The following is an 11,413-nucleotide window of genomic DNA, read 5'->3' on the forward strand; positions in this document are numbered from 1 at the left end:
GACTTCATTCACGGGACTGCGCCGACTACCGTTGCGCCCATGGCTGCGCAGCGTGCGGGGAACAAGAGCCCTTCCGTGAGTTCGACTGAGGACCTCGACGGGTTCGGGGTCGCCGTGACGCGGGAGGACGGTCGCTGGAAGTGCAAGGCACTGTCGGCGGCGGTGTTGACGAGCCTCGAGGTGGCCGACCGGGAGCTGCGCGAGCTGCGCAGCACCGGCGCGATCTTCGGGTTGCTCAACGTGGACGACGAGTTCTTCGTCATCGTCCGGCCCGCCCCGTCGGGCACGCGTCTGCTGCTGTCCGACGCGACCATGGCGATCGACTACGACATCGCCGCCGACGTGCTCGACGCGTTGAACATCGAAATCCCGGATATCGACCCCGACGAGCTCGACGACATCGAGCCGTGGGAGGAGGGCGATCTGGGGATTCTCGCGGACTTGGGATTGCCGGAGCCGGTGCTGGCGGTGATCGCCGCCGAGTCCGATCTGTATCCGGACGAGCAGATCGAGGAGATCGCCCAGCGGCTGGGATTCGACGACGTCCTCGCCACGACGCTGGACAAGCTGCGCCCCTAGATGGGCCTGCGCGACGACGAGGCAATGATCCGGGCCGCGCTGGAGGCGGCCGCCGCGGCGCCGGCCGGCGACGTGCCGGTGGGTGCTGTGCTGTTCGATGCGGACGGGACCGAGCTGGCCCGTGCGGCGAATTCGCGGGAGGCCACGGGCGATCCGACGGCTCATGCGGAGGTGCTGGCGCTGCGCGCGGCGGCGAAGGTGCACGGCGACGGCTGGCGGCTCGAGGGCACGACGCTGGCCGTGACGCTGGAGCCGTGCACGATGTGTGCGGGCGCGCTGGTGCTGGCCAGGGTGCACCGCGTGGTATTCGGGGCATGGGAGCCGAAGACGGGTGCGGTCGGGTCGCTGTGGGACGTGGTGCGTGATCGTCGGCTCACCCACCGCCCACAGGTGCGCGGCGGCGTGCTCGAGGACGAATGCGCGGCGGTGCTCGAGGACTTCTTCCGGGCCCAGCGTCTCGCCGAACGCCGGTGACCTGCGGATTTCAACTCCGGGACCGAATCCGGTAAAGTCGTGGGCGGTGGCGTGTCCGAGCGGCCTAAGGAGCACGCCTCGAAAGCGTGTGACGGGTAACCCCCGTCCGAGGGTTCAAATCCCTCCGCCACCGCCAAGAACGGCCCCGATCCGGTTGACCGGATCGGGGCCGTTTTCGTTCGTCGAATGCGCAGTTCCGGTCGCTTCACCCGGCGTGTCGTGACGACAACTGCGCACTCGCGACGGTGGTCGGTCGCTGCGGCACCCAGCCGGGCGGGCCGAACGCGTAGCCGAGCTTGTCGCGCCACCTCGTGGCGGCCCGCCAGTCGCGGGCGATGGCCTGGTACTCGTGCGTCTGCAGCCGCCAGATGTTGTAGGTGCCGACGGGCTTGGTGAGTCCGTACGTGGGGCGGTGGGTCTCGCGGCGGAAGGTACCGAACAGGCGGTCCCACAGGATCAGGATGCCGCCGTAGTTGCGGTCGAGGTATTCGGGGTCGCACCCGTGGTGCACACGATGGTGTGACGGGGTGTTGAACACGAACTCGACGGGCCGGGGCAGCGTGCCCACCCGCTCGGTGTGCACGAAGAACTGGTACACGAGCGAGACGGAGAATCCGACGAACACCATCCACGGCGGGATGCCGAGGAAGGGCAGCGGCAGCCACATGAGGATCTCGCCGCTGTTGTTCCATTTCTGGCGCAGGGCCGTGGCGAAGTTGAAGTACTCGCTCGAGTGGTGTGCCTGGTGGGTGGCCCACACGAGCCGCACCCGGTGCGCTGTCCGGTGGTACCAGTAGTAGAGCAGGTCGATGCCGAGGATCAGGATCGCCCACGTGTACCAGGCGTCCGCCGGTAGGTGCCACGGTGCGAGGTACACCCAGATCGCCGAGTAGCCGACGAGGGCCAGCACCTTCCAGGCGGCGCTGGTGCCGATGGAGACCAATCCCATGGAGATGCTCGTGCGCGCGTCGATGGCCTCGTAGCCGCCGCGCGGCGGACGGGTGTGCCCGTCGTCGCCGGGTTCGACGTGCTCGAGCGTGCGGGCGGCGGCCCATTCGAGGGCGAGGAAGAGCAGGAACGCCGGGATGGCCAACGCGACGGGGTCGTGCAGGGGCTCGAGCAGCGACGCCCAGGACGCCGTCAGGGTCTCCCACATTCGGTCCTCCGGGAGTGATGTGAACAGGCGTCCAATCTACCGGAATGTGGTGACGGTCACTACGGCGGGCGAGGGCCGCCGGGCGGTCACTGCGGGAGCGGCCGCCCGTCCGGACGCAGGCCGGCGAGGTAGATCGCGATCATCCGGGGCACGAGGGCGGGCACGACGTCGTCGACGAACCGCACGTGGGGGCGGGTCAGCCGGGCCACCGCCATGATCACCTCGATCGGCTGGACGTCGTCGCGGACGAGGCCTGCCTGCTGTGCGGCGTGGACGAGCTCGGTGACGCGCGCCTTGGTGCCCTCCCGGATCTCGAGAACGTCGTCGGGCAGTTCCCGGTAGCTCTCGACGATGAGAGCCGGGATCAGGGCGCCGAGCCGCAGCCGGACGGCGGTGTCGACGAATTCGGCCCAGGCACGTTCGGGGTCCGACGCCATCGCGGCGAGGGCGCGATCCGCCGCCGCGCCCGCCTCGTCGAGGGTGCGACGGGCCACGGCGTGCGCGAGATCGTCGCGGGTGGGGAAGTTGCGGTAGAGGGTGGCGATGCCGACGCCGGCGCGCGCGGCGATGGCATCGAGGGGTGCGTCGTGCCCGCGTTCGGCGAGCACGTCGCGGGCCGCGAGGATCAGGGCCTCGCGGCGGCGGGCGGCATCGGCGCGCATGGGATCTCCTGTGTTCGGCGGGTTGACACCCCGCTCCTACCGGAGGAATATACTCCACATAAACGGAGAACAATCCTCCACTTCAAGGAGCCGTCATGGTTGCCCCGACCTCCTCCCCGGACACCTCCACGGCGCGGCACGCCCCGCCGGACGCGGTACGCGTCGCCGGCGTCGTGCTCGCGCTCACCGCCGTCATCGCCCTGATGCTGTTCGCATTCGCCGCGCCCGCCGTGAACAGCGGCCCGCACGCGCTGAAGATCGGCATCGCCGGGCCGGACCAGGCCGTCGCCCAGATCGAGGCCGGCCTCTCCGGTGCCCGGCCCGGTGCGTTCGCGCCGCAGCGGTACGCCGACGCGGAGGCGCTGCGCAGCGCCATCGAGCACCGCGAGGTCGTCGGTGGCCTCGCCGTCGGGCCGGACGGGCCCGCGATGTATGTCGCCGGGGCCGGCGGCGCCCCCGTCGCTCAGGTTCTCACCGCCACGGCCACCGGCCTGTCGGAGGCCGTCGGCCGGCCCATTCCCGTGCGCGACGTCGTGCCGCTGCCGGCCGACGACCCGGCGGGGGCCGGCCTGAACTCGCTGGCCCTGCCCCTGGTCCTGGGCGGTCTGGTGCCCGCGATCGCCCTCGTCCGGCTGTTCCCCCGGCGGGTCGGCCTGCGCGTGTTCGGCGCGGTCGGCTTCGCGGTGCTCGCGGGGCTGACCCTCACTGCCGTCCTGCAGTTCGGGTTCGGCAGCCTGACCGGGAACTACTGGGCCACCGCCGGAGCGCTCACGCTGGGCCTGGCCGCCGTCTCGCTGCCACTGCTCGGCCTCGAGTCGCTCTTCGGGCTGCCCGGTTTCGGTGCCGGGGCGGTCCTGATGATGTTCGTCGGCAACCCGCTGTCGGGCTTCGCGACCACCGCAGCGTGGCTGCCGCAGGGGTGGGGCACCTTCGGTCAGCTGCTGCCACCCGGCGCCGCCGGCACGCTGGTCCGTTCGGTGGCCTTCTTCGACGGGCACGGCGGCGGGACGGCGGTGCTGGTGCTGAGCGCATGGGTCGTCGCCGGGCTCGCATTGTGCGCGGCGTCGGCACGTCGTCGCACCGTCGTCGCATGACCGCAGTTGCACCGTCGTCGCATGACCGCGGCCGCGTCGCGCGCTTTCCCTCCGGTTTGGTAGGAATCGTGTGTCCGCCGGCGCCCGGCGGCCAGGCGCGAACCGAGGAGTGCGACGTGCATATCACCGCCCGGGTGGACTATGCCGTGCGCACCCTGCTCGAACTCGCGGCGGCCGGCGAGGCGCCCGCCAAGGCGGAGGGGCTGGCCCGGGCGCAGCGCATCCCGCACAAGTTCCTCGAGGCGGTCCTCGGGGATCTGCGCCGCGGCGGACTGGTGCACAGCCGTCGCGGCCCCGAAGGGGGGTACTGGCTGGCCCGCCCGGCCGACGAGATCTCCATCGCGGACATCATCCGCACAGTGGAAGGCCCGCTCGCGTCGGTGCGCGGCGAGCGGCCCGAGGATGTGGTCTACACCGGCCCGGCCGAACGCCTGCGCGACGTATGGATCGCGGTGCGGGTGAATCTGCGGGCCGTCCTCGAGGAGGTCACCCTCGCCGACGTCGTCGCGGACGATCTTCCGCGGTTCGTGGCCGACCTGACCGCCGATCCGGGCGCCTGGGAACGCCGGCGCACGTGAGCGCTGCCACAACGCCCGGGGCGGTGTGGGCAACCGCATATTCTTGCAGTTCTCTGCAAATTTGCAGGGCTCTGCAAGATGCGTACCGTGGAAGACGTGACCAATCCGCCCGGACTGCGTGACCGCAAGAAGGCCGCCACGCGGGCAGCGCTCGTTGCCGCCGCGGCCGACCTTGCCCGCGCCAAGGGCATCGACGGCGTCACCGCCGACGCCATCGCCGCGAAGGCGGGCGTGTCCACCCGCACCTTCCACAACTACTTCGCGAGCAAGGAGGAGGCCGTCCTCGCGCATCTCGAGGGGTTGGTGCACTCCTGGGTCGGGCGCCTGCACTCACGGCCCGCCGGGGAACCCGTATGGGACTCCATGGAAGCCGTCGCCCGGCAGATCGTTTCGGAGCCGGACGGCGACTTCGTCGAGATGTGTTCGACCATGGAACTCGTCGATCAGAGCCCGGCACTGCTGGCGCGCCGCGTCGAGATGGAAGTGCGCGCCTCGCAACTGCTCGTCGAGGCCATCGCCGAGCGCACCGGCACCGATCCCCGGGTCGACCTGTACCCGAGCCTGGTCCGCTACGCCGCGGTCTCGGCCATGAAGTCGGCAGTCGAACTGTGGCTCGCCGGCACTTCGGGGGCGGCTTCCCCCGAGGAACTCGTCCGTGCCGCCTTCGGGCAGCTGCGGCAAGGCCTTTCCTAAGACACCTGCACGACACATCCGGAAGACGAGGTTCCCCGTGGCGACCTATCTCTATCGGATCGGCAAGTTCGCCTATCGGCGAAAAGGCACGGTCCTCTCCCTCTGGCTGGCGATCCTCGTCCTCTTCGGCGTGGGTGCGGCCACCCTGTCCGGGCCGACGACGGACTCGTTCTCCATCCCCGGCACTCCCGCGCAGCAGACGCAGGACCTGCTCGCCGAACGGTTCCCGAACGCCGCGGACCCGATGAACGCGCTCAGCGCGCGCTACGTGTTCGCCGCCCCCGACGGCGGGACCCTCGACGAACCACAGAACCTCGCGGCGATGAACGAGGTGCTGGCGGCGATCCGCGGGATCGACAAGGTGACCGCCGCCGCCAAGATCGACCCGGCCGTCGCCACCCCCGAGCAGCAGGCCGCCGTCCTCGTCGACCCCGTCACCGCGAACGCCGGTCTCGTCGAACAGATGAAGGCCGCCGCCGAGCAACAGGGCAAGCCGGAGGAGACCGCGCTCGCCGACGCGGCCGCGCTGTCGCCACTGAGCCCGGACCGCACCGTCGGATTCGTCTCCGTCCCGTTCGAGGGCGGCTTCGGAGACGTCGACGACACGATGCGTGAGCAGATCGCCGCGGCCGCGGAGATCGGCCGGGACGCGGGCCTGAACGTCCAGGTCAGCGGCACCGCCGCCGCGGAGGCCGAGATGCCCGGCGGCGTCACCGAACTCATCGGCATCGGCATCGCCGCCGTCGTCCTCGCCATCACCTTCGGCTCGCTCGTCGCCGCGGGCCTGCCCCTGATCACCGCCATCATCGGCATCGCCATCGGCAGCCTCGGCATCACCATCGCCACCGGTTTCGCCGACCTGAGCTCGATGACCCCGACGCTGGCGATCATGATCGGTCTCGCCGTCGCGATCGACTACTCGCTGTTCATCGTCTCCCGGTTCCGGCACGAGATCACCGTCACCGCCGACCGTGCCGAGGCGGCCGGACGTGCCGTGGGCACCGCCGGCTCCGCCGTCGTGTTCGCCGGCCTGACCGTGATCATCGCCCTGATGGCCCTCAGCGTGGTGGGGATCCCGTTCCTGTCCGCCATGGGCTACGCGGCCGCATTCACGGTGTTCATCGCCGTGCTCATCGCGATCACCCTGCTGCCGGCGATCCTCGGCCTGTTCGGCCGCAAGGCGTTCGCCGGCCGCATCCCGGGCCTGAAGGACCACGACCCGGAGGCCGACACCGACAAGCCGAGCGCCGCCCAGCGCTACATCCGCTGGGCCACCGGCAAGCCGCTGATCCCGCTCGTCGCCGGCGTGCTGCTGCTCGGCATCCTCGCGCTGCCCGGCGCGAACCTGCAGCTCGCCCTGCCCACCGAGGCCACCGGCGACCCGAAGACCAGCGCCCGTCAGGCCTACGACCTCGTGAACGAGGCGTTCGGTCCCGGCCGCAACGGCCCGCTGCTCGTCGTCGCCGACGCCCGCGAGGCCACCGTCGCGCCGCAGAAGGCGTTCGGGGAGGTCGTGCAGCGCCTGTACGAGCAGGACGAGGTGGTCAACGCCCAGATCGTGGCCGTCAACCAGGCCGGTGACACCGCGCAGATCATGGTCACCCCCCGGTCGGGCCCCAGCGAGCCGGCGACGATGGACCTCGTGTCGAGCATCCGCGACCAGGAGGCCCAGCTGCACGACGAGATCGGCGTCTCCTACGGCATCACCGGACAGACCGCCCTCGAAGGCGACGTGTCCGAGACCCTGCAGAGCGCGCTCGTCCCGTACCTCGCGGTGGTCGTCGGACTCGCGTTCATCCTGCTGATGCTCGTGTTCCGGTCGATCCTGGTGCCGCTGACCGCGACCCTCGGATTCCTGCTCAGCGTCCTGGCGACGTTCGGCGCGACCGTCGCGGTCTTCCAGGAGGGCTGGGGCGGGCTGGTCTCCAACCCGCAGCCGATCGTCAGCTTCATGCCGATCTTCCTCATCGGCGTGGTGTTCGGCCTGGCGATGGACTACCAGGTCTTCCTGGTGACCCGCATGCGGGAGGAATTCGTCCACGGCGCGTCCGCGAAGGAGGCCGTGCGGATCGGATTCGCCCACGGTGCCCGGGTGGTCACCGCGGCGGCGGTCATCATGATCTCGGTGTTCGCCGCCTTCATCGCCGAGCCGAACTCGTTCATCAAGTCGATCGGCTTCGCGCTCGCCGCCGCCGTGTTCTTCGACGCGTTCGTCGTGCGCATGGTGATCATCCCCGCGGTGATGGCGCTGCTCGGCGACAAGGCCTGGTGGCTGCCGACGTGGCTGGACCGCATCCTGCCGAACGTGGACGTCGAGGGCGAGAAGCTCCGCCGCGAGCTGACCGTCCCCGAGCCCAGCCGCGAGCCGGCGCACACATGACCGGACCCGGGCGCCTTTTCCGTTCCCTCGCGGGCGGAAAAGGTGCCGGGAACCGGGCTGCTGCACCGGTAGCGTGGTGATCATGCTGGTCCGGTTGCTCCCGCGGTTCCTGCGCCCTCACCGGGGGGCGCTGATCGCGGTGGTGCTGCTGCAGATGGTGGCCACCGGCACCATGCTGATCCTGCCGGCGCTCAACGCCGACCTGATCGACTACGGCGTCGCCCGCGGCGACATCGGGTACATCCTCACCACCGGCGCGGTGATGCTGGCGATCAGCTCGGTGCAGATCGGCTGCTCGATCGGTTCGGTGTACTTCGCGGCGCGCACCGCCATGGCCGTCGGCCGCGACGTGCGGCTCGCCGTGCTCCGGCGCGTCGGCGGATTCTCCGCCCGCGAGTTCGGCCGGTTCGGCGCGCCGTCGCTCATCACCCGCAACACCAACGACGTGCAGCAGGTGCAGATGCTCGTGCTGATGAGCTGCACCATCGTGGTGATGGCCCCGATCATGGGTATCGGTGGCATCGTCATGGCGCTGCGCGAGGACGCCGGCACGTCGCTGGTGCTCGTCGCTGCCGTTCCCGTCCTCGCGGTCACCATGTTCGTCCTGATCGCGAGGATGGTGCCCGCCTTCCGGGTGATGCAGGTGCGCATCGACGCCGTCAACCGGGTACTGCGCGAACAGATCACCGGCATCCGCGTGGTGCGGGCGTTCGTGCGCGAGCGCACCGAACGGGACCGGTTCGAGGTCGCCAACGTGGAACTGACCGACACGGCCCTGCACGTCGGCCGCATCAACGCCCTGCTGTTCCCGCTCGTGATGCTCATCGCCAACGCCACGAGCGTGGCCGTGCTGTGGTTCGGCGGCCACCGGATCGACACCGGTGACATGCAGGTCGGATCCCTCACCGCGCTGCTGAGCTACATCATGCAGATCCTCATGGCGGTGATGATGACGTCGTTCGTGGCGATGATGGCGCCGCGCGCGGCGGTGTGTGCCGAGCGGATCCTCGACGTGCTCGACACCGAATCGTCGCTGCCGGCGCCGGCTCGGCCCGTCCGCACCCTCGCCACCCCCGTGACCCTCGAGCTGCGGGGTGCGGCCTTCGCGTATCCCGGCGCCGACGCGCCCGTCCTGCGCGACGTGACGTTCCGGGCCGAGCCCGGCAGCACGACCGCCGTGATCGGCGGTACCGGCTCCGGCAAGACGACCCTGCTGCGGCTGATCCCGCGGCTGATCGACGTCACCGCCGGCTCGGTCCTGGTGGGCGGCACCGATGTGCGTGACCTGGACCCGCAGGTGCTGCGCGCCGCGATCGGTCTCGTGCCGCAGCGGGCCTACCTGTTCTCCGGCACCGTCGCCGACAATCTGCGGTACGGCCGCGCCGACGCGACCGACGACGAGCTCTGGCACGCCCTCGAGGTCGCACAGGCCGCGGACTTCGTCCGGGCGATGCCGGAGGGGCTGAACACCCTCGTCGCCCAGGGCGGCACCACGGTCTCGGGCGGGCAGCGCCAGCGCCTGGCCATCGCCCGGGCTCTGGTCCGCCGGCCGTCGATCTACCTGTTCGACGATGCGTTCTCGGCCCTGGACCAGGCCACCGACGCGCGGCTGCGGGAGGCACTGTTCCCGGAGACCCGCGATGCGTGCGTCGTGGTCGTCGCGCAACGGGTGTCCACGGTGCTCGACGCCGACCGCATCGTCGTCCTCGACGGCGGGGCCGTCGTCGGCTCGGGCACGCATCTGGAACTGCTCGCGAGCTGCCCGACCTACGCCGAGATCGTCGAGTCGCAGCGCATGGTGACCGCATGACCGAGCGCAAGGAGGCGGGGCCGCGGCTCGGGGGTGTGGACCCGGGCGCGCCGGAGAACCGGGCACGGCAGAAGTGGCCGGCCACCAAACGGCTCGTCGGCCTGTTGCGGCCGCACCGGTGGGCCGCGGCCGTGGTGCTCGTCCTGGCCGTGCTCGGGGTGGTGGCGTCCTCGGTGGCGCCCCGCATTCTCGGCCACGCCACCGACCTGATCTTCAGCGGGGTGATCGGCCGTCAGCTGCCCGCCGGGCTGTCGAAGGAACAGGCGGTCGAGGCGCTGCGGGCGCAGGGACGCGACCAGTTCGCGGAGATGGTGTCGGCCATGTCGCTCGTGCCGGGCGCGGGCATCGACTTCGCCGCCCTCGGCCGCACCCTCGTGTTCGTGCTCGCGCTGTACCTGCTGTCGTCGGGCCTGATCTGGCTGGCGGCGTACGGGCTCAACGAGATCGTGCAGCGCGTCATCCGCGATCTGCGATCCCGGGTGGAACGCAAGGTGCACGCGCTGCCGTTGCGCTATTTCGACTCCCATTCCCGCGGTGATCTGCTCAGCCGCGTCACCAACGACATCGACAACATCTCGCAGGGCTTGCAGCAGTCGATCAGCCAGCTGGTGCTGTCGGTGCTCACCCTGCTCGGGCTCGTCGTGATGATGGTGTGGATCTCGCCGCTGCTCGCGCTCGTCGCGATCCTCATGGTGCCGGCGTCGGTGGTGGTGACCGCGGTGGTGGCGAAGCGGTCCAAACGGCACTTCGTGACCCAGTGGAAGGCCACCGGCAACCTCAACGGCCAGATCGAGGAGGCCTTCACCGGCCACGAACTCGTCACCGCCTTCGGCCGGACCGCCGAGGTCGAGCGTCGCTTCACCGAGACCAACGACGAATTGTTCCGGGCCGGGTTCCGCGCCCAGTTCGTCTCCGGTCTGGTGATGCCGCTGGTGATGTTCATGAGCAACCTCAGCTACGTCGCGATCGCCGTGCTCGGCGGGCTGCGGGTCGCGTCGGGCACCGTCAGCCTCGGCGAGGTGCAGGCCCTGATCCAGTACTCGCGGCAGCTCGGTCAGCCGCTCGGCCAGATCGGCGCGATGGTCAACCTGCTGCAGTCCGCGGCGGCGTCCGCCGAGCGGGTGTTCGAGATCCTCGACGAACCCGAACAGGAGCCCGACTCGCCTGCCCCCGTCACCCCGTGGGGGCGGCACGGCCTGGTCGAGTTCGAGGACGTCTCGTTCTCGTACCTGCCGGAGCGACCGCTGATCGAGCATCTCGACCTGCGCGTCGCGCCGGGGCAGATGGTCGCGATCGTCGGGCCCACCGGCGCGGGCAAGACCACCCTGGTGAACCTGATCCTGCGCTTCTACGAACTGGATTCGGGACGAATCCTCGTCGACGGCGTGGACATCACGACCATGAGCCGCGACGAGCTGCGCTCGCGTATCGGGATGGTGCTGCAGGACACCTGGCTCTTCGGGGGCACCATCCGCGACAACATCGCCTACGGCAGGCCGGACGCCACCGAGGACCAGATCCTCGAGGCCGCCCGCATCAGCTACGTCGACCGGTTCGTGCGTTCCCTGCCCGACGGCTACGACACCGTGATCGACGAGGACGCCGGCAACATCAGCGCGGGGGAGCGGCAGCTGATCACCACGGCCCGCGCCTTCCTCGCGCAGCCGTCCATCCTGATCCTCGACGAGGCCACCAGCTCGGTCGACACCCGCACCGAGCTGCTCGTGCAGCACGCGACGGCGGTGCTGCGCCGGGACCGCACCAGTTTCGTGATCGCGCACCGGCTGTCGACCATCCGCGACGCGGACCGGATCGTGGTGATGGAGCACGGGCGCATCGTGGAACAGGGCACGCACGACGAGCTCCTCGAAGCCGGCGGCGCCTACTTCCGGTTGTACGACGCGCAGTTCCGCGCCCTCGTGGAATGACCGGGCGAGTACGGGCCGTCCGCGCTGCGACACCGTCCGCGCTGCGACACCGTCCGCGC

The 11,413-nt window shown here is 70.5% G+C and carries 10 protein-coding genes and 1 tRNA gene; 9 read left to right on the top strand and 2 right to left on the bottom strand.

What is annotated here, in order from left to right; translation table 11 throughout:
• The first annotated feature begins 39 nt into the window (after positions 1–39).
• The 3 genes from HFP48_RS01830 (at position 40) to HFP48_RS01840 (ending at position 1,189) form a co-directional block, all read left to right on the top strand.
• Positions 40–579 (top strand): tRNA adenosine deaminase-associated protein, encoded by a 540-nt coding sequence (locus HFP48_RS01830; protein WP_029547061.1) that lies wholly within the window; start codon positions 40–42, stop codon positions 577–579.
• Complete coding sequence (locus HFP48_RS01835; protein WP_006944474.1) at positions 580–1,053, top strand: nucleoside deaminase; 474 nt, start codon at positions 580–582, stop codon at positions 1,051–1,053.
• A 45-nt stretch (positions 1,054–1,098) separates the two neighbouring features.
• Positions 1,099–1,189 (top strand) — tRNA-Ser (locus tag HFP48_RS01840).
• Positions 1,190–1,258: 69 nt separating this feature from the next.
• Here the strand turns inward: HFP48_RS01840 and HFP48_RS01845 are convergent.
• Together HFP48_RS01845 and HFP48_RS01850 are read right to left on the bottom strand one after the other, a co-directional pair.
• The gene (locus HFP48_RS01845; protein WP_168578927.1) at positions 1,259–2,209 is read right to left on the bottom strand and encodes a sterol desaturase family protein; all 951 of its coding nucleotides are present in this window, start codon (positions 2,207–2,209) and stop codon (positions 1,259–1,261) included.
• An 86-nt stretch (positions 2,210–2,295) separates the two neighbouring features.
• On the bottom strand, positions 2,296–2,871 hold the full coding sequence (locus HFP48_RS01850; protein WP_168578928.1) for a TetR/AcrR family transcriptional regulator: 576 nt from the start codon (positions 2,869–2,871) through the stop codon (positions 2,296–2,298).
• Positions 2,872–2,966: 95 nt separating this feature from the next.
• On the opposite strand from HFP48_RS01850, the gene HFP48_RS01855 reads away from it, so the two are divergent.
• The 6 genes from HFP48_RS01855 to HFP48_RS01880 all read left to right on the top strand — a co-directional run bounded on the left by HFP48_RS01855 (position 2,967) and on the right by HFP48_RS01880 (position 11,354).
• Complete coding sequence (locus HFP48_RS01855; RefSeq protein WP_168578929.1) at positions 2,967–3,965, top strand: ABC transporter permease; 999 nt, start codon at positions 2,967–2,969, stop codon at positions 3,963–3,965.
• Positions 3,966–4,081: 116 nt separating this feature from the next.
• Positions 4,082–4,543, top strand: a complete 462-nt coding sequence (locus HFP48_RS01860; protein WP_029547065.1) for an Rrf2 family transcriptional regulator — start codon at positions 4,082–4,084, stop codon at positions 4,541–4,543.
• Positions 4,544–4,621: 78 nt separating this feature from the next.
• Complete coding sequence (locus HFP48_RS01865) at positions 4,622–5,236, top strand: TetR family transcriptional regulator (RefSeq protein ID WP_037201331.1); 615 nt, start codon at positions 4,622–4,624, stop codon at positions 5,234–5,236.
• Between the two features lie 37 nt (positions 5,237–5,273).
• Entirely contained in the window at positions 5,274–7,616 is a 2,343-nt protein-coding gene (locus HFP48_RS01870; RefSeq protein ID WP_168578930.1) for an MMPL family transporter, read from the top strand.
• 82 nt (positions 7,617–7,698) lie between these two features.
• On the top strand, positions 7,699–9,426 hold the full coding sequence (locus HFP48_RS01875) for an ABC transporter ATP-binding protein (protein ID WP_029547068.1): 1,728 nt from the start codon (positions 7,699–7,701) through the stop codon (positions 9,424–9,426).
• Complete coding sequence (locus HFP48_RS01880; protein ID WP_168578931.1) at positions 9,423–11,354, top strand: ABC transporter ATP-binding protein; 1,932 nt, start codon at positions 9,423–9,425, stop codon at positions 11,352–11,354. Before HFP48_RS01875 ends, HFP48_RS01880 begins: the two co-directional genes overlap by 4 nt.
• The last annotated feature ends 59 nt before the right edge of the window (positions 11,355–11,413 follow it).

It is taken from the genome of Rhodococcus sp. DMU1 (genome assembly GCF_012272955.1).
In the GTDB taxonomy this organism is placed as follows: domain Bacteria; phylum Actinomycetota; class Actinomycetes; order Mycobacteriales; family Mycobacteriaceae; genus Rhodococcus; species Rhodococcus aetherivorans.

What these genes read in the sequence shown, in the direction of transcription:
- HFP48_RS01865 (WP_037201331.1), top strand. Translation starts at nt 4,622, where the DNA reads ATGCGTACCGTGGAAGACGTGACCAATCCGCCCGGACTGCGTGACCGC.
- HFP48_RS01855 (WP_168578929.1), top strand. Translation starts at nt 2,967, where the DNA reads ATGGTTGCCCCGACCTCCTCCCCGGACACCTCCACGGCGCGGCACGCC.
- HFP48_RS01845 (WP_168578927.1), bottom strand. Translation starts at nt 2,209, where the DNA reads ATGTGGGAGACCCTGACGGCGTCCTGGGCGTCGCTGCTCGAGCCCCTG.
- HFP48_RS01880 (WP_168578931.1), top strand. Translation starts at nt 9,423, where the DNA reads ATGACCGAGCGCAAGGAGGCGGGGCCGCGGCTCGGGGGTGTGGACCCG.
- HFP48_RS01830 (WP_029547061.1), top strand. Translation starts at nt 40, where the DNA reads ATGGCTGCGCAGCGTGCGGGGAACAAGAGCCCTTCCGTGAGTTCGACT.
- HFP48_RS01835 (WP_006944474.1), top strand. Translation starts at nt 580, where the DNA reads ATGGGCCTGCGCGACGACGAGGCAATGATCCGGGCCGCGCTGGAGGCG.
- HFP48_RS01875 (WP_029547068.1), top strand. Translation starts at nt 7,699, where the DNA reads ATGCTGGTCCGGTTGCTCCCGCGGTTCCTGCGCCCTCACCGGGGGGCG.
- HFP48_RS01850 (WP_168578928.1), bottom strand. Translation starts at nt 2,871, where the DNA reads ATGCGCGCCGATGCCGCCCGCCGCCGCGAGGCCCTGATCCTCGCGGCC.